Source organism: Synechococcus sp. CS-1326, from assembly GCF_025128115.1.
GTDB lineage: Bacteria > Cyanobacteriota > Cyanobacteriia > PCC-6307 > Cyanobiaceae > Regnicoccus.
The window spans coordinates 49,479-66,354 of record NZ_JAHLYV010000025.1; the positions used below are offsets into that span (position 1 = coordinate 49,479).

The 16,876-nt window shown below is 59.6% G+C and carries 16 protein-coding genes; 4 read left to right on the forward strand and 12 right to left on the reverse strand.

The annotated features are described in order from the left end of the window. The first annotated feature begins 77 nt into the window (after nt 1–77). The gene (locus tag KQ307_RS09515) at nt 78–1,031 is read left to right on the forward strand and encodes a DUF1517 domain-containing protein (protein WP_259727830.1); all 954 of its coding nucleotides are present in this window, start codon (nt 78–80) and stop codon (nt 1,029–1,031) included. Between the two features lie 42 nt (nt 1,032–1,073). Here KQ307_RS09515 and larB read toward each other — a convergent pair whose 3' ends face one another. From larB to era, 6 genes are all read right to left on the reverse strand, one after another. Beyond that, entirely contained in the window at nt 1,074–1,865 is a 792-nt protein-coding gene (gene larB / locus KQ307_RS09520) for a nickel pincer cofactor biosynthesis protein LarB (protein ID WP_259727831.1), read from the reverse strand. Then, on the reverse strand, nt 1,862–2,308 hold the full coding sequence (locus KQ307_RS09525) for a TIGR03792 family protein (RefSeq protein ID WP_259727832.1): 447 nt from the start codon (nt 2,306–2,308) through the stop codon (nt 1,862–1,864). Before KQ307_RS09525 ends, larB begins: the two co-directional genes overlap by 4 nt. Then, nucleotides 2,305–2,784, reverse strand: coding sequence for a 2-C-methyl-D-erythritol 2,4-cyclodiphosphate synthase (gene ispF / locus KQ307_RS09530; RefSeq protein WP_259727833.1), 480 nt, complete (start codon nt 2,782–2,784; stop codon nt 2,305–2,307). The genes KQ307_RS09525 and ispF overlap by 4 nt, the downstream gene beginning before the upstream one ends. Nucleotides 2,785–2,871: 87 nt before the next feature. Then, entirely contained in the window at nt 2,872–3,579 is a 708-nt protein-coding gene (gene trmD / locus KQ307_RS09535; RefSeq protein WP_259700999.1) for a tRNA (guanosine(37)-N1)-methyltransferase TrmD, read from the reverse strand. Beyond that, nucleotides 3,576–4,082, reverse strand: coding sequence for a phycobiliprotein lyase (locus KQ307_RS09540; protein ID WP_259727834.1), 507 nt, complete (start codon nt 4,080–4,082; stop codon nt 3,576–3,578). Before KQ307_RS09540 ends, trmD begins: the two co-directional genes overlap by 4 nt. Nucleotides 4,083–4,128: 46 nt before the next feature. Beyond that, complete coding sequence (era, locus tag KQ307_RS09545; RefSeq protein ID WP_259727835.1) at nt 4,129–5,121, reverse strand: GTPase Era; 993 nt, start codon at nt 5,119–5,121, stop codon at nt 4,129–4,131. Between the two features lie 31 nt (nt 5,122–5,152). Between era and KQ307_RS09550 the strand changes: the two genes are divergently transcribed. Continuing rightward, entirely contained in the window at nt 5,153–5,752 is a 600-nt protein-coding gene (locus tag KQ307_RS09550; RefSeq protein ID WP_399242247.1) for a hypothetical protein, read from the forward strand. Nucleotides 5,753–6,076: 324 nt separating this feature from the next. Here KQ307_RS09550 and KQ307_RS09555 read toward each other — a convergent pair whose 3' ends face one another. The 6 genes from KQ307_RS09555 to KQ307_RS09580 all read right to left on the reverse strand — a co-directional run bounded on the left by KQ307_RS09555 (nt 6,077) and on the right by KQ307_RS09580 (nt 13,685). Next, on the reverse strand, nt 6,077–7,021 hold the full coding sequence (locus KQ307_RS09555; protein ID WP_259727836.1) for a hypothetical protein: 945 nt from the start codon (nt 7,019–7,021) through the stop codon (nt 6,077–6,079). 79 nt (nt 7,022–7,100) lie between these two features. Next, the gene (locus KQ307_RS09560) at nt 7,101–8,219 is read right to left on the reverse strand and encodes an SLBB domain-containing protein (RefSeq protein ID WP_259727837.1); all 1,119 of its coding nucleotides are present in this window, start codon (nt 8,217–8,219) and stop codon (nt 7,101–7,103) included. A gap of 895 nt (nt 8,220–9,114) precedes the next feature. Next, a complete protein-coding gene (locus tag KQ307_RS09565; RefSeq protein ID WP_259727838.1) occupies nt 9,115–9,297 on the reverse strand; it encodes a hypothetical protein in 183 nt (60 codons plus the stop codon). A gap of 223 nt (nt 9,298–9,520) precedes the next feature. After that, nucleotides 9,521–11,512, reverse strand: coding sequence for a nucleoside-diphosphate sugar epimerase/dehydratase (locus tag KQ307_RS09570; protein ID WP_259727839.1), 1,992 nt, complete (start codon nt 11,510–11,512; stop codon nt 9,521–9,523). A 567-nt stretch (nt 11,513–12,079) separates the two neighbouring features. Beyond that, a complete protein-coding gene (locus KQ307_RS09575) occupies nt 12,080–12,886 on the reverse strand; it encodes an exosortase/archaeosortase family protein (protein WP_259727840.1) in 807 nt (268 codons plus the stop codon). Nucleotides 12,887–12,911: 25 nt separating this feature from the next. Further along, nucleotides 12,912–13,685: a hypothetical protein gene (locus KQ307_RS09580; RefSeq protein ID WP_259727841.1), complete on the reverse strand. Its 774-nt coding sequence runs from the start codon at nt 13,683–13,685 to the stop codon at nt 12,912–12,914. Nucleotides 13,686–13,801: 116 nt separating this feature from the next. On the opposite strand from KQ307_RS09580, the gene KQ307_RS09585 reads away from it, so the two are divergent. Both KQ307_RS09585 and KQ307_RS09590 read left to right on the forward strand, forming a co-directional pair. Continuing rightward, nucleotides 13,802–16,255: a polysaccharide biosynthesis tyrosine autokinase gene (locus tag KQ307_RS09585; protein ID WP_259727842.1), complete on the forward strand. Its 2,454-nt coding sequence runs from the start codon at nt 13,802–13,804 to the stop codon at nt 16,253–16,255. A 129-nt stretch (nt 16,256–16,384) separates the two neighbouring features. Then, nucleotides 16,385–16,762 carry a hypothetical protein gene (locus KQ307_RS09590; RefSeq protein WP_259727843.1) on the forward strand — a complete coding sequence of 126 codons (378 nt, stop codon included), beginning with the start codon at nt 16,385–16,387 and terminating at the stop codon, nt 16,760–16,762. The last annotated feature ends 114 nt before the right edge of the window (nt 16,763–16,876 follow it).

Below are 16,876 nucleotides of genomic sequence, written 5' to 3' on the forward strand. Positions count from 1 at the left end.
CTTCCTTCCGCAGATTTTTCAAGTCAGTCTTGAAATCCGTTTCTTCGGCAGACTTCAAACCCACCTTCAACCCAACCATGATTCGGCGCCTCTCCGCCTGGGTATTCCTGCCACTGCTCACCAGCGGCCTGCTGCTCTTCGCAGCACCACGCCCGAGCGATGCTGCCAGTGGCGGCCGCATCGGCGGTGGCAGTTTCCGCTCGGCCCCTTCGATGCCCCGCAGCGGTGGCAGCTATGGCGGCGGTGGTTTCGGCGGCGGTGGCGGCTATCGCGGTGGTTACGGCGGCGGCTTTGGGGGTGGCGGAATCGGATTTCCGTTCCTGATCCCGATGTTCGGCTTCGGCGGCGGCGGGCTGTTCGGCTTCCTGGTGCTGATGACCATCGCCGGGGTGCTGGTCAATGCACTCAGAGGGGGCGGCGGCGGACCCGCCCTTTCGGCCGGCAACGGCGGCGGCTATGCCCCGGTGGCCGAGGGGCCGGTGAACGTGGTGCAGCTTCAGGTGGGTCTGCTGGCCACGGCCCGGGAACTGCAGGATGATCTCCGCCGTCTGGCGGCCACGGCCAACACCTCCGACAGCGGCGGTCTTCAGAAGGTGCTGCAGGAAACCAGCCTGGCCCTGATGCGCCAGCCCGACCTCTGGGTCTACGCCAACTGTGAGGTGGGTCAGGTTCCCTTCGTGAGTGCCGAATCCACCTTCAATCGCCTTTCGATGACCGAGCGCAGCAAGCTGCGCAGCGAGGTGACCTCTAATGTGGGCGGTCAGCGCTTCCAGGATTCGGCCCGGCCGGCGGGGAATGCCGATGCCGCCAGCGATTTCATCGCCATCACCCTGCTGGTGGCCAGCCGGGGCCGGATGCCGATCAAAACCGTCAACACTGCCGAGAGCCTGAGGGAGGCCCTGCGGCTGATCGGCGCCGTGCCGGCCAACGACCTGCTGGCCCTGGAGGTGATCTGGCAGCCGGAAGGAGCCGGCGAAGTGCTGAGCACCGAGGAGCTGCTCACCGCCTATCCCCAGCTTCAGCACCTCTGAGCGTCCAGCACATTTGAGCGTCCAGCATCTCTGACTTGCTCATCACTCCTCAGGGTTCACCGCCCTCAGTATCCGTAGCGCCGCCATGGCGGCTCCGTAGCCGTTGTCGATGTTCACCACGGTGAGACCCGGTGCGCAGCTGGCCAGCATTCCGTGCAGGGCGGCCGTTCCAGCGGCGCTCACCCCATAGCCCACGGAAACTGGCACGCCGATCACCGGATGCGGCAGCAGGCCGGCCAGCACGGTGGGCAAGGCCCCCTCCATGCCGGCACAGGCGATCAGCACCCGGGCCCGGCTCAGCCGCTCCAGTTTGCCGAGCAGCCGATGCAGCCCGGCGATCCCCACGTCCACGACCAGATCAGCGCCGATGTCGTGGCAATGCAAGGCTAGCAGAGCCTCCCGGGCCACGACCAGATCGCTGCTGCCGCCGCAGAGGATCGCCACCGGCGCCCCACCGGTGGCAGCCGGTTCACTGCTGGGCTGCTCGCTGCCGGGCAGCGCTCCGAGGCTGAGGCAGCGGGCCTCGGGGTGATGGTGCAGCGCCAGGGGCAGCCGGCGGCGCTGCAGCCTGCTCAGCACAGCAGCGGCTTTCTCCGCCGACACCCGTGTCACCAGGATGATCTCAGCTGCGGCGCCCGCCAACCTTTCGGAATCCACCGCGGCCAGGCGCTCCAGGATGGCGGCGATCTGGGCGGCGCTCTTGTCCTCACCCCAGATCGCCTCCGCCAGGCCGAGCCGCTGCCGCCGGTTCAGGTCGAGTTCGGCCAGGCCTTCGATCAGGGCCGGATCCAGCGGCCGACCGCCAGCCTGGGGATGGGGCGGTTGCCGGCTCATCGCTCCGGCAGCAGGGCGCCGCTGGAGAGCAGGGGGAAGGGATTGGCTGAAGCCTCGGCCCGCCCCAGGCAGCGCCGTGCTTCCGCTTCAAAGCGGGCCTGCACCGACTCGATCTGCTCGGGTGCGATCGCGTCCCAGTCGCTCTGGCGGGCCCAGCCGATCAGCAGCATCCCCTCCTCAAGCTTGGCATCCCAGAGCAGCTCCCTGCCCCGGTAGCCGGCCTGCTCCAGCAACCAGGGCTCCCAGCTGTGGGCTTCGGCCTGGCGCCAGCAGGTGCGCTCGGCAGCGGGCACCCGCAGCCGCAGCACCTCCACCACGCCGCTTTCACCGATCGCCAGGCCCCTGGTTGCCAGGGCTGCCCCCGCTGCCGGCCTGAGCAGGGACAGGGCCAGCCCGAAGGCCAGCAGCAGGACCGTCAGGCCGATCAGAACGGGCCGGTTCATGGCTTCTGCAGCAGGGCGACGGCATGGCAGGCGATCCCCTCTTCGCGGCCGGTGGGACCGAGGCCCTCGTTGGTGGTGGCCTTCACCCCCACCTGATCGGGCTCCACCCCGAGTCGCGCCGCGATCGAGGCCCGCATCGCCTCGATCCAGGGCTTCAGCCTGGGCCGTTCCGCCACCACCACCGCATCGACGTTGACCACCTCCCAGCCGCGCTCCCGGACCAGGGCGATCACCTGGGCCAGCAGCTCCAGGCTGTCGGCATCCTTCCAGCGGGGATCCTCCGGTGGAAAGTGGCCACCGATGTCGCCAAGGCTGAGGGCGCCGAGCAGGGCATCGATCAGGGCATGCACCAGCACATCGGCATCGCTGTGGCCATCCAGCCCCAGCGGGTGCTCCAGCCGCACGCCCCCCAGGATCAGCGGCCGCCCCGGCACCAGCCTGTGGATGTCGTAGCCGTTGCCGATCCGCAGCTGCATGCAGGCAATCCCTCAAGATTCCTTCCAGTCTTCCAGCCCACTGCCGCCGCCTGCCGCTCACTCCCCTGCTGCTCACTGCCGCCTGGATCAGGGAGCCTGCTGGTCCGCCTGCCAGCGGGCGTGGAGATCGGGGCGACGCTCGCGGGTGCGCTGCTGCTGCTGGTCGGCGCGCCAGCGGGCGATGGCGCCGTGGTCACCGCTGCGCAGCACCGCCGGCACCTCCAGGCCGCGGAAGCTGGCCGGACGGGTGTAGTGGGGGTGCTCAAGCAGCAGGGCGGTGTGGCTTTCCTCCTCCAGGCAGGCGGCGGTGCCGAGGGTGCCGCTCAGCAGCCGCACGACGCCGTTGATCACGGTCATCGCCGGCAGCTCGCCGCCGGTGAGCACGAAATCGCCGATCGACACCTCCTCATCGGCCAGGGATCGGATCCGCTCATCGAACCCCTCGTAGTGGCCGCAGAGCAGCACCAGCTGGTCGCTGCCGCTGGCCCAGCGACGCAGGTCGGCCTGGCGCAGCGGCTGCCCCTGGGGGGTCATCAGCAGTACCCGCCGCCGCGGCAGCACCGGGATCGATTCGAAGGCGGCGAACACCGGCTCCGGCTTGAGCACCATCCCCGCCCCGCCGCCGTAGGGCTCGTCATCCACCTTGCGGTAGCGGTCGGTGGCGAAATCGCGCGGGTTGTGGGTGTGGAGCTCGGCGATGCCCGCCGCAAAGGCCCGGCCGATCACCCCCAGACCGGCGAGCAGGGCGAAGGCCTCAGGCACCAGGCTCACCACATCGAGCCGCAGGCCGCTCATGGGGGGCTGACCCGGCGAATCTCCGAGCAGAAGCTGGCCTGGGCGGCAGCACCGTCGCTGCTGTGCACGACGCTGCTGCGCAGCCGCAGGTTGGGTTTGGTGAACCAGATCCGCTCCCGTCGCTCCAGCCCGCCCGCCTCGGTGACCAGCTCCAGGCTGCCGTCGGGCCAGAGCTGCCAGCGGCCGAGGGCGGCGGCGCCCTCCCAGGCCAGCAGGCTGCCATCGGCCTGAAAATCAATCCGGCTGGTGTCCCCCTGGGGCGAGGTGACGGCCAGTCCCCCCAGGCTGCCGCTGCTGGTTGCTATCAGGGCGCTCACCACCAGCTCGCCGCGCTCACTGCTGTGCCAGGCGTCGTCTTCGGCGTCATCGGCGTCCTCGCCAGGAAGGCGCTCGGGGCTGAACTGGCTGCGCAGGGCCATCCACTGACCGGCGCAGAGGGCGAGGAAGGCCGGTAGGCTGCCCGGTGGAAAGGCGGCGGAGGGGTCTGGCTGGGGGCCGGTCACGGCGGGACGTCTGGGGGCGATGCTCCATCCTGCAGGAGCCCCGGGTTCAGGAGCCGCTGTAGCCCAGCTCGGCCAGTCGCGCCGCATTGCGCCGCCAGTTCGGCACCACTTTCACGAACAGCTCCAGATAAACCGGCCCGTCAAACACCTTCTCCATCTGGTGGCGGGCGCCGCTGCCGATCTCCTTGAGCATGCGGCCCCCCTTGCCGATCAGAATCCCCTTCTGGCTGGAGCGCTCCACCAGCACCGTGGCCAGCACGGCGGTGCGCTTGCCGTCTTCGACGATCCGCTCGATCTGAACCGCCACCGAATGGGGAATTTCCTCGCGGGTGTGGCTGAGCACCTGCTCGCGGATCAGTTCCGAGAGCAGCAGCTGCTCCGGTTGATCGCTCACCGTGTCGGTGGGGTAGAGGTGGGGCCCCAGGGGGAGCTGGGCGGCCAGGGCCGCCACCAGATCGGCGCAGCCCTCACCGCTGACGGCGCTGCAGGGGAGCAGGGGGGCGTTGAGCGCGGCCAGCTGCAGCAGCTCCCGGTAGCTGGCCTGAAGGGCGGTGGCGGCGGCTGGCTCGATCAGATCCTGCTTGTTGAGCGCCACCAGCACCGGGGCTCGGCAGTGCTGCAGCAGCTCGACGATGAAGCGATCGCCCCGGCCGGCCGGCTCGCTGCCATCCATCAGCAGCAGCACCACATCCACCTCGCCGATCGCACCGCGAGCGCTCTGCACCAGCCGCTCTCCGAGCAGGTGGTGGGGCTTGTGGATGCCAGGGGTGTCGAGCAGCACCAGCTGGGCGGAGGGGGTCGTGAGGATCGCCCGTAGCCGGTTGCGGGTGGTCTGGGGCACCGGCGAGGTGATCGCCACCTTTTCGCCCACCAGCTGGTTGAGCAGGGTGGACTTGCCCACATTCGGCCGGCCGATCAGGGCGACGAAGCCGGAGCGGAAACCGGCAACGCTCTGGGTCGGCAGCAGCGGAATGGAAGCCGGCGGGCTTGATTCAGCCGGAATGGGCCGGCTGAACTCCGGCGGCGTTGGATTCTCCATAGTCTCAACAGTGCCAGTTAGCCGAGCAGGGATGTCCAAACCGAGCCCCGATACCGCCACCGTGCCGTCTGCAGCAGCCGTGCCGTCTGCCACCACCGTGCCGCCCGCCGCTCCCAGCTTCGCCCAGGCGATGGAGATCACGGCCCAGTGGATCGGGCTGTGGGAGGGAGGGGAACTGAGCGACGAGGTGCTGGCCGAACGGGTGGGGGAGCTGGTGGCCAGCCGCGACGGGGCCAGGGGCTTCTTTGTGGTGGCCCTGGCCGGGGATTCAGCCCTGATGGACCGGCTGCCCGAACCCCTGGCCCAGAGTCTGCGGCTCGCGGGCGAGGGGGTGGTGGATCTCACCGCGCGCAACCTGGCGATGAGCACGGCGATGGCCGTGCAGCATGGGCGCCAGGGCGACGAGCAGCAGCAAGGCCGCTCCGAGCGGGTGCAGCGTCGCTGCGCCGAACTGCTGGCCTGGTTGGAGCCCGCTGCTGCGGAGCAGCGCCTGACGGTGCTGCTGGCGGCCACCGACGGCACTGGTGAAGATGTGGCCTTCCTGAAGCGCTGGGGCTACGACAGCGTGCAGATCGAGGCGATCGCCAGGGTGATCAGGGGAGTGCTGGCCGGTGACGCGGAAGCAAGTTGATTGATGCAAAAGCGTCTTTCACCCGAAAGCCTGCTTGATGTGTAGTGAGCGAGGGGCGTAGAAAAAGGTCCAAAGTGTATCCTCATTTCACAATGGTAAAACATATGGTTGATGAGTTGACGATCTTTCAAGGCCTAAGGCTAGACATTCCAATATCGATTGAATGATCCGGTCTTTGGGTATTAGCAGGGAAGATACATTCCTTCTCGGCATCTGCTGTGTCAGAGAATGTGATTTAAGTGATTCATCGAATCCACTTGGACCGTCGGAACTCGGCAAGCCATCTGCTTGAAGATTGTTTGATCTCCTTACAGGGAGAATGGCTCATTGACTTGAACTTGATGCCTCATTGGTAGGAGGATGTTCTGTCGAATTAAGGTTAACGACTTGCTCAGGATCCGTGGAAGTCTGTTGTTGGCTGCGGTTCTGGAAAACGGTCGGAGTTGAAGCAGCGGCACTTCGCTGTATCGGCGCGGGGAGGGGGTCAAGGTGGATAACGGTAGCCACAACTTTGCCTGGCTCCGGCAAGGTCTGTCGCTGGGACCAGTCTTCGATGTCCCGAAGAGCTCCCGATGCTGCAGGGCGTCTTAATACCTGCACGGTGCCATCAGCATGAATCGCCACAGGCACCTGCTCGCTCTTGCGAATCCGCGTGGAGGGAACAAAAACCGTCTTGGAATGCTGAACCACCGGTAGAGCCGCCTTCGGTTGGCCAGAGGCTGCCAGTTGCCGGATCGCTCGACGCATCGGCTCGCGCCATTCGGAATTGAGAGGCGCGAGCGGATCCCCACTGGCCAGCCAGCGTTGTCGCTCAGATCGGGCTAAGACTGGCATTGGTGCTTCATCGAGGGAAGCCAGAGTGAGGGGACCACCCAGTAATTCAGCCGGTGAAAATTGGTCTCGCATGATTGGCCTCAAAATACCTAGGGAGTCGCGATTAAGAAGCGAGCCAATAGGTACGACGGGGCTATCTTTTTGCCTGGCTTCCTGGCGAGACAGACCGATGAACTTATCGGAATTCAGGATGACAGATCCACCGTCCCTGGAATGAGAGATGTCTGGTGGAAGAACGGGCTTTTGATGCCGCTGGCTAAGGCTGTCTGCACGGCCCAATAACAAATCGATTGGTTGATTGGGTTGCATCTCCTGGTCTGCTTTTGTTGCCTGGCCCCTCTTGACCAGTTCAGCCAGTCGCCTGGACTGATCGCGTTGGTCGTTGAAATCATGCAATAGTGAAGGGAGCCAAAGAAGTTGAATGACGGATGCCAAGCCTACGGCTTGGAGAATGGCCTTAAGTGAATGATTCACTTGAAATCGCGCGAGTGATTACGAAGAGTGAGGGGAAAATTCAGCAACGATTCGTGCCATCGTTGTTGGTAAGTGAGCAATAAACCGTGTAAAAGTTAAAAGCTTGGCCTAAGGGAGCAACCACCTGATTCAAGACATCAACTGCTTTGCCGTAAAAACTGCGTGGAACCACGACAGAATCTCCATCTCGCAAAGGAGGATTGAAAGCATTCGAGACCCCTTGCTGATAATTCAGTGAAAACTTTTGGCGGGTCACTGATCCATTCCGGTTGATTCTAACAAGCTCAACATTGCTTTTTTGCGCTCTCCAGTCGGTTGGGCCACCAGCTTTCAAGATAGCTTCTACCAAGGGGGTATTGGCCTTTAGCTGTATAATCCCAGGGGCTTTCACTTCGCCGATGATGTTAACGCTGATTGTCTGGGGAGACAAATTGATTGATCCAAGGGCGATAACCTCCTCTGGCAATGGATCCAGAGCACGCGCAACAGTAATGGAATCTCCATCAAAAAGAAACGGATTTTGGCTTAAGTTTCCTGTCTGAAGTAGTTTCGCTAGATCCAATGTAACTTGCTTGACATCGTTCGATAGACCTGGCAGTTTGCGTCGCAGAGTTACGGAGCGGATATTTGAATTCAATGTAATTCCGCCGGCTTTCTGTATTGCAGAAACGACAGTAGGAAGGCCAGATGTGCCTCCACCAGCAACACCCTGAACTGCAGAGCCGTCGCCACGCGGAGATAGGCTATAAACACCAGGGGTTTGAACTTCCCCCAGTACACTAACTTGCATTGCGCGTGGCTGCGCCAATGACAGGCTGAGATCTGGACGAATCAGATAACGACCATATAGCTGGGTGAGCCATTGAGTCGCCTGACTTATAGTCAGACCAGAGAGCTGGGCGGAGCCGAGCAGAGCTAACGAAGCGGTTCCATCATTCAGTATCTCCAATGTCCCTCCGTAGACTTGAGCGTTTGGATCAAGCATCTGCAATAGCAGTCTGTCGCCGGGACCTAAAATGTACGCGTCTTGCTGAACAGCAGCGGAAGAATCAGCCTGTTTAGGGAAAATGTGATCTTTTGAAATTGTAGAAGGCGCACTAGCATTCACTCCGCTCACAGGGAAGAGAGGAACTGCCGCCATCAACAGCAGGAAAAACATACCTTGTCCTCTCCGTTCCATCCCGTCCCGGAAATCAGAATTTTAGCAAATGGTCACATGGTCCCATTGCTTTATCAAGCTTACACCACCCAATAGCAACTCGGTGCTCGCATTGATTAGGGGCATTGTGGCCTTAGGCCACCAAAGCCATCAGATACGCGTCACTGCACAAAAAGCCGGATAGCTCTCAACCGCTCCGTCACTCACTGGCAGCCGATGACTTTTCAATCGAATTAGTTAAGCTCAACACAGCTGAATTGGTCAGCATGGTTTCGGAGTTGAGGCAAGACGCAGCCAAAGGAGTGTGCAGAAAAGTCCCATGTCAGTAAGCATGTCCCTCCGATAGGTTTTGGCAGCATAAACATAATCAGTGCCTCCAACCTGAACTTTTACTCGTCGACGATGGCATTATCTTGTCGTGGCACTAAATACTGTGAGAAGGATTTTTTTATGCCGGGATGATCCCTAGTGCTGATTGCCGTCGCCTGAGAATGGGCGCTTTTGCAGGCAGGGATGCCTTCATTCAAATCATAAATGATTACCTTGGAAATTTCTTGAGCCAACTCAGCCTGCAGAAGCCGACTTCCTTGAAGCAGGGACCATGCGTTGTAAATGCATTCTCAAGCTGATGTCAGCGAGATGCAGATGCCGTTCAGATCCACATTGACAATGAAAGTCACGCTATCCTCAGATTCGCTAGAGTGTTCATTGGTTAGGTACATGGCTCTTCATGCATTTGACGACGATCAATACTCTTCCTTCCCCGGACAAGAGTTAGCACTTGCGTCGTCAGGTATGGCCTGCCAGCCTTCCATGGACATTTTTTCTGATGGCACGCTCCATCGGTCGAATCTTTTGAGCATGATCTCGATACTGGCTGTGTGGTTCTCGCTGATCAGCCCTGTTCACAGCGCTCAATCAATGGCATCCAGCGTTTGAGGCGCAATCGCTTGATGGCTTCGGTAATGGCAGCGTACTGCCCAGCAGGCAAGCTGTTTGGTTTAGAGATTTTGCTCCGACAGATAATGTCTGAATCAGTGGATTCTGCCTGGCAGCCTGGAATGCTCTGCTCGCTCATCGGGAGTGCTCCACAGCTCGAACCTCTCCAAACTGCCAGATGTCAATTGGCGATGTTGCTGCCATTCGCTACGCTTGCTTGAGAGTTTTTGCGTCTTGATATTGGTGAAGCCAGCGATCTCAGTTTCGTATTTTCGGAGGGGCGTCACAATCGGCCGGGGTGCTGTGGAGGAAGAGCCTGAATAGCCTTGGCATCGAAGGATGGTGTGATCATCGCTTTGCCCTCAGTTGCTGGGAGGTGCAAATGGAGAACGGAGTCGTCTGCTGATATTCAAGGTGTTCATTTCTGTTCGTCCTAAATCTTCAGTTGCCATGGCCGGCGGCCCGAATGCATTCGTGGGTGCATCCTGATAGCCATCAACCATCTGCTGCAACAGAGATTTGACCCATTCGGGATTCATTTCATCAATGGCTTGATCCATCTCTAGCATAAATTTGCGAAGTACTTCTGGTTTCAAGCTGTTCTCCCTGGCTTGGTAGATCAGTGGATTGTCAGTGCAGATATCAACAGCGCTGATCAGTAGTTCCTCGTATAGTTTTTCGCCTGGTCGCAGCCCAGTGAAATGAATTTCGATATCCCCTTGGCTTCCGTTTTCATTGTGTACAGATAATCCGGAAAGCTGGACCATCTGTCTGGCTAGATTGAGAATCTTAACCGGCTCACCCATGTCGAGTAGAAATACCTCTCCACCCTTAGCCATCCCAGCTGCTTGAAGCACCAGCTGGGCAGCCTCCTGGATGGTCATGAAGTATCGGGTCATTTCTGGATGGGTAACGGTGATCGGGCCGCCGCGGGATATTTGCTTTCGGAAGAGTGGAATTACGGAACCAGAAGAACCGAGCACATTCCCAAAACGAACCATCGTGCAGATTGTTCCAGACCCTGAAGCTGCGATTTCCTGAGCTGCTGCCTGGACGAGGAGTTCACAGACTCGTTTACTGGCACCCATCGCGTTGGTGGGTCGAACTGCCTTGTCTGTGGAGATCAAAATGAAGCGATCCAGTTGACAGTTGATAGCAGCTTGGAGAGCCGACTGAGTCGAGTGAATGTTGTTCTCGACACCGTTGCAGAGATTGACCTCCACCAGCGGTACGTGCTTATACGCTGCAGCGTGGAACATCACATTCACACCCTGTTCAAGAAGGATCTTCTCCAAGTAACCTTGTTTTCGAGAGTCAGCAAGTACAGCACGCACGGGAGGAACGGATACCTTTTCTTGTAGTGCATTCTGCTTCAGTTCCTGTTCTATGCTGTAAAGGGAGTATTCGTTGCGCTCTAACAGCACTAGCCGGGTGGGCTTCAGTCGAAGAATCTGTCTGCAGAGTTCTGTCCCAATTGAGCCACCTGCACCGGTGACCAGAACGCAGCGTCCCTTGATTGCTGCTGCCAGAAGCTTCGGATCCGCTTCGCTCGGTTCGCGGCCGAGCAAGTCTTCAATTGCAATGGGCCTCAGATCGGAGGCCAATCGTTCGCCGCTTGCCAGTTGGCGAAGTGTTGGCATCACCAGTACATTGAGGCCAAGGCCACTGAGGTGATCCACAATCTGACGCTGACCTCGTTTTGTATCTCCAGTGCGAGCCAGCAATACTTGTTCGATGCCGTGTCGCGAGATCAGTTTGCCAAGATTATCTGGTGAGTGGATTGGCAGATTCTGAATGCGTCTGCCCCAACAAGCAGGATCGTCGTCGATTGCGGCTACCAATCGAAAGCGTTGGTCATTGCGAAGATCTTCATAAAGGCGTAGGGCTGCGTTCCCGACCCCGTAAATGATTGTGGGTTTGCCTGGCTTCTGAAGCAAGCCTTTTAAGCTCAGCCTCAGCAGATCGCGAAGAAGAATGCGGCTTGTAATCGTGCTGAATGAGAACAGCAACCAGAAGATCAGCCAAAAAGAACGGGGTGGCTGGGAACCGCCCTGGAGTGTGCTGATCAGCAGCAGCAGCAACACAAATAGTCCTGAACGGGGTAGCAGTCCGTATAGAGATAAGCTGCCTGAATAGCGGGTAAGACTTCTATACCAGCCACTACTGGCCAGAACCGTGATGCCAATCAAAACCGCCCAAGCCAGAAGTTCACGATATGCAATTAAATAGGTCATGATATCTCCTTGCATTCGGAGATAGAACGTTGCCAGGAAGGAAGCACTGATCAGAAAGGTGTCGAGTGCCAGTAGTAAACTGCGGCGAATCAGGAAGCCTTTGTTGTGTTCGTGCTTCATCGTTGCATTCGTTTCAGTGGTAGATCAATGGCTTGCATGCTTCCTTGCCTAGAACCTTGGCCGGTTCGGCCGATCCATAAACAGCCATGGGCCATGAGTGGTTTCAGTCCTAGGAGCCACTGGATCAAGTGCATTTCGGAAGGCTTCCTTTTCCCGATCATCGATTGATAGCCTTCTGCCGATTTTATCAAGGTCGGGGGTAAGCCTTTGGGGCTGACGACTTGGCAGTACCCACGACCTTGAGGGCCTAGAATGGATTCCGAGACCTTTTCTATTGGGAAAAAGATTCCTGTGCCGCTTGATGATAGTGTAATCCATTTGAGAAAGAGGTAAGTCTTCCCGTCTGGTGTTCGGTAATCTGCCGAGTCTCGAATGCTTACTTCTGTCGGTAGCGTAGTCTCTTTTGCTTCAGTTTTGAACTTGTGAAGCCTCGCTCCATCCAGATTGATTGCCTCTGGAAAGAGGTAGGGATTGCTTGGGCCGTGTGGGCGGAACCAGCTCTCTACACTGATAAAACCAGACCAACCTGCTAGGAATATGATTGAAAAAGTTTTTGACCAGTTCACTTTATTGCCTTTTTTCCTTTTGCCACTTGAACTCGATTGCTGCCAGCAGCAGCATGCAGGTTAATCCAGCTGTCACAACGGAGAACATCTGTGAGCCCGCGCCTTGATGCCAGAAATGGAAACTCTGAAGTGTTTCCAGCCAGCCTGTGCCGATGGGATCCGTCATGAAGCCGAGTAGGGCGATTCGCAATGAATTGATGGTGAAGGCCATCAGCAGGGATGCACTTGCCAGGCAAAGTAGCCAGTTCCAAGAGAGTACTGGAATTAACAGTGCCATTACCGCAATAGTGGCCAGGCTTAGGCTCATCATGTTCACACCCGTGCAGCTGAGATCCACGACCAGCTCCTTCCCCGGCATCACTATTGAAGTGCCCATGGCAGTGGCGGGTTGACCCATCAGCCAGAGCAGGAATGCCGATACGTGTGCCGTGAGCAGGGCCAGGGCATGCGTGGGTAAAAAGCGGTTGATCACCACCTGGGCGGGGAGCAGCATGCCCATCATTGCCAGCTGACCTGTGGTTGGACTGGTTGGTTTCACTCCCGCAACCAGTGCAAGGCCGAGCAGCCCGGACACGGGAACAAGCAGCAGCAAGGGGTCGTAAAGCCTTGCTGCCACACTCATCACAATCAGAGACCACAGCAGAAGAGACAGGCCTGTCAGCAAGTGAAGCAAGCGCGGAGGCGGACGATTGTTCTCTTGAAGGCAATCCCACAACAGTGTTCCACCGCCGCCCCATGACAACAGCGCCATGATGGCGAAGGCCGTTACCCCGCCTCGAATCAGCAGGGTGAGCTGGGTGCTGACCAACCCCGCCAGCAGGACGAGCCAGACCTCACTCTCCCGGCGCATTGTCCTCATCAGCTTTGACAATCCTGGCTTGGCGGATCCGCTCCTCCAGATCCGGGTCTGAGCGTGGCCAGAGAAGGCTGATGAGCAGGTAAAAGCCTGTATAGGAGAGCGAGGAGAGCGAAAGTCGCGCTCCCTGGTTGGTGAGGCTGCCGGCCAGATCTGCCCGGCGACGCAGGAACTGGTACTGAAGATCTGCTTCGGCTCGATCCATCAGTGTTTTTGCGGCCTGTCGTTGCTCAACCAGGGGGCGATCAACAGTGCCCAGTGCCGCTGTGGTGTCACGCATCAGGGGGCGGAAGGCGGGTTGCTCCTCGAGAACCGCACGGAGCTGTGACACATCGGTGGCAGCCATCAGTCTCTTTTCGTAGCCGATCACGAGATTGAGGTTGTCCAGCCGCTGACTTTCGAGCTGCCTGATGCCATCGCTCTGCAGCTGCAGGCTCAACGCCACTATGGAAATGGCGATCAGAAGGTAGCCCAGGGCCACCAGGCCGAGCAGAGGGCGAACGGCAAGGGCGAGGCGGTATTCCCACAGAGCCGGCAACGCCCCATCCACGAAGCCCTGGTAAAGGAAAACCAGGGACACCACCGGAAGCGTGGAACGTTCAACCAGCTGTTGCAGGGCGTTCAGCAGAGCCTGATTCTGGCCGAAGGGGAAGGGGAGAAACGTTGGAAGGGTGTTGAAGACAAAGACAAGGATCAATGTGTAGGCCGTGATCCGGAAAAAGCTCCGTCCCCGCCGGAGACCAAACCCCACTGCTGACAAGCCGTCTCCCATCTGCTGATCTTACGGGGCCTGTATCTGAACACATGCGTTGCCAGGAGACGCAGATACCATGCAGGCTGAAGCCAATGCCTCCTCACAGCGGTTCCATGTCGAGCAGCAGCGACCCCACGGCATCGTCTGCCTCCGTTCCCGGAGCGGAGACGATGCCCTACGACCAGGGTCTGCCCAGACCGGGGACGGGCACCCGCAAGGAGAACGATGGATTCAGCATCGCTGCTCTTGTCAAGGTGATCCGACGGCGGCGGCGACCGTTTTTGATCACTGTGGCGGCGATCACGCTTGCGGTGGGTGTTCAGACGATCTACCAACGGCTTCAGTCGCCTCTCTATGAAGGGTCGTTTCTGTTGTTGATTTCCGATCCGATCAACGATCGCCCGTCCAGCAGCGGCACTGGCTCAGGCAGCGGCGATGGAGGAACGGCGATTGAATCACTTGCCCGGAACAACTTCACCAGCGACGTGCCCACCCTGATTCGGGTGCTCGAGAGTGCGGTGGTCCTTGATCCGGTTTTTCTCACACTGGTGAAGCAGGGGGTGACCCGGCTGCCGCGAATCGAGGTGAGCCTGGTGCCTGTCAGCGCTGACAAGGCCACCACCATGCTGGCTGGGGGTGTCCTTGCGGTGAGGGGCTTTGGTTCTGATCCGCAGACGGTTGAGGCTGGATTGAAGCTCACCGGTAAGGCCTATCTGGACTGGGCCCTCTCCCAGCGGCAGGAGCGCCTGAACGAGGGTCTCAAGTTCCTCGACCGCCAGGCGCCGCTTTTGCAGGCCAAGAGTGATGCGCTTCAGGCGGATCTGGAGCAGTTCCGCAAAACCAACGGTCTCGTTGTTCCAGGCGATGAAGCCAAGGCCAACCGCTCGAAGCTGGATGCACTTCAGAACCAACTGATGCTTCAGCGTGGCGAAGCCAGTCGGCTTCAGGCTGTCCGCCGGGATGTCGGCCTAGGCAAGCTCTCGGCGCGGAATTTCAGCATCGGAGGCAACAAGGGATCGGGTGTGTCCGGTCAGGACGGTCTTGAGGCCAATCTGCCGAACCAATCGTTGTTGGATGAGCTCGGCCGCCTCGAAGAACAGATCGCCAAAGCACGTGCCTTGTATCGGCAAGATGCACCCCAGTTGCGCGGCCTGATCGCGGCCCGGGATCAGCTCCGGCCTTTGCTGCAGAGCAAGGGATTGGAGGCGGTGGATGCGGCTTTACTCGAAAATTCCAATGCCACCGCCACCACCCGTCGTCAGATCAACGACCTGGAGCGTGCTTTCCAGCTGCAGCCGGCCCTGCTGCGCTCCTATGAAGCCCTAAGGCAGAAACTGGACATCGCTGATTCCAACCTGGCCAACTACCTGCGCACCCGGGAGCTGTTTCAGCTGGAGATCGCCCAGCGCAGTACCCCCTGGAAGGTGATCTCACCTGCCCAGGTGAACCTCACCCCGGTGGAGCCGAAGGTTGGCCGGGGATTGCTTCAAGGGTTGTTGCTGGGTCTGGTGGGGGGAGCCGCTGTGGCTGTGCTGCGCGATCGGCTCGATCACGTCTTCCACAGCCCGCTCGAGGTACGCGATGAGCTTCCCGATCCCCTTCTGGGCCACATGCCCTATGTGGCTTTCTTCGAGGGACTGAGGCGTAGCAAGCGCTTTCAGCTCGACAAGCTTGATGGACTCAAGGGTGGCAGCGATGGCTATCAGCGGTTCTACTACCAGGAGGCGATGCGCAATCTGTTCACCAGCCTTCGCTTCCTGAAGACCGATCTGCCATTGCGCTCGCTGGCGATCACCAGCTCGATTCCGGCCGAGGGTAAGAGCCTGCTGATCACCCTCCTGGCCAAGACACTTTCGGAGCTCGGTCAGCGGGTCCTTGTGGTGGATGCGGACATGCGGCAGCCTCAGTTGCACGTCCGCATCGGCCTGGATAACCTTCAGGGGCTCAGTAACCTGCTGACCGAGGAAGGTCTCAGCTGGGGCGAGCTGGTGCTTCCCGTTAAAGGCTATCCCAACTGGTCTGTGCTCACCGCAGGACGGCGTCCTCCCGATCCTCCGAGGTTGCTCAGTTCAGCCCGTATGGCCGAGTTGGTGAACGATCTGGCAACCTGCGGCCAATTCGACATTGTTCTGTACGACACTCCTCCGGCGCTTGGGCTTGCCGACGCGATTCTGCTGGGAGAGCTCCTGGATGGAATCATCCTTTTGGTGAGCCTCAACAAAGTGGACCGTTCTCTGCCGGTCGAGACTGCCAATCGAATCCGCGCGGCCGGCGCACCCTTGCTCGGGGTGGTCACCAATGCCCACCGTCCCAAGGGAGAGAAGAGCGGCGCTTATGGCTATGACTACGGCTATAGCCGGTGGAGCTACTCCGATTACGGCTATGGTTACGGTACGTACGATCCAGCCAGCAGCTACGCTCAATATGAATTGGCGAGCGCGGAGGATGGAGATGATCCCACCAGCGTTGCCAGCGGCCAGAAGAAGTCCCCAACCAACGGGCACCAGCCCACTGGCGATCGCCTTAGGCGTTTTCAGGCACGCATCGGCCGTTGGTTGGATGGTTGATCGCCCCTCGCAGGCCACCTCCGATCAGGAAGCCATTCAATTTTCTTGAACCCGTCCACAGGCAGCTCAATGTCAGCACCCACTCTTTTTGGAGCCAAGGCACTCCGTTGCCCTGGGGTGAGCGTTGCCATGGGTGGCGCTGTGGCGATTCTGGCCTCCCTGGCCCTGCCGGCCCCGGCCCAGGCGATCAGCTTTGTCAACGGCTTCCAGGGTCCCTTTGCTCCGGCCAACTGGACCCAGCAGCTCAATGGGGGCTCCATCAGCACCGTCGGAGCGCCGACTTCGATCTCATTGACCAGCTCCAATGATGGTGCTGGTCCGGATAACACCAATTTTTTAATCACCTTCAGCGCCACTGGAACTTTATCGTTCAATTGGAATTACCTTACAACTGACCAAGACGGTCCATTATATGATCCATTTGGTTATACGATCAACGGTACTTTCACCCAGTTAACCAACAATGCAGGTCTGAACAGCCGTATCTGTTCAGAGGGCGAAACTTGAGGCAGTCATCGGCGCGATAGATCCCCTGCCGACATGTCTTCGCGGGCTCACGACGGACGACCTTCATCGGCTTGGTGGTCGTGGCCTACGCACCCTGCGGAATCAAGCTCGGCA

Bases quoted from the DNA above. Each gene is read 5' to 3' on its own strand.
- KQ307_RS09515 (WP_259727830.1), top strand. From the start codon at position 78: ATGATTCGGCGCCTCTCCGCCTGGGTATTCCTGCCACTGCTCACCAGC.
- larB (WP_259727831.1), bottom strand. From the start codon at position 1,865: ATGAGCCGGCAACCGCCCCATCCCCAGGCTGGCGGTCGGCCGCTGGAT.
- KQ307_RS09525 (WP_259727832.1), bottom strand. From the start codon at position 2,308: ATGAACCGGCCCGTTCTGATCGGCCTGACGGTCCTGCTGCTGGCCTTC.
- ispF (WP_259727833.1), bottom strand. From the start codon at position 2,784: ATGCAGCTGCGGATCGGCAACGGCTACGACATCCACAGGCTGGTGCCG.
- trmD (WP_259700999.1), bottom strand. From the start codon at position 3,579: ATGAGCGGCCTGCGGCTCGATGTGGTGAGCCTGGTGCCTGAGGCCTTC.
- era (WP_259727835.1), bottom strand. From the start codon at position 5,121: ATGGAGAATCCAACGCCGCCGGAGTTCAGCCGGCCCATTCCGGCTGAA.
- KQ307_RS09550 (WP_399242247.1), top strand. From the start codon at position 5,153: ATGTCCAAACCGAGCCCCGATACCGCCACCGTGCCGTCTGCAGCAGCC.
- KQ307_RS09560 (WP_259727837.1), bottom strand. From the start codon at position 8,219: ATGTTTTTCCTGCTGTTGATGGCGGCAGTTCCTCTCTTCCCTGTGAGC.
- KQ307_RS09565 (WP_259727838.1), bottom strand. From the start codon at position 9,297: ATGAGCGAGCAGAGCATTCCAGGCTGCCAGGCAGAATCCACTGATTCA.
- KQ307_RS09570 (WP_259727839.1), bottom strand. From the start codon at position 11,512: ATGAAGCACGAACACAACAAAGGCTTCCTGATTCGCCGCAGTTTACTA.
- KQ307_RS09585 (WP_259727842.1), top strand. From the start codon at position 13,802: ATGTCGAGCAGCAGCGACCCCACGGCATCGTCTGCCTCCGTTCCCGGA.
- KQ307_RS09590 (WP_259727843.1), top strand. From the start codon at position 16,385: ATGGGTGGCGCTGTGGCGATTCTGGCCTCCCTGGCCCTGCCGGCCCCG.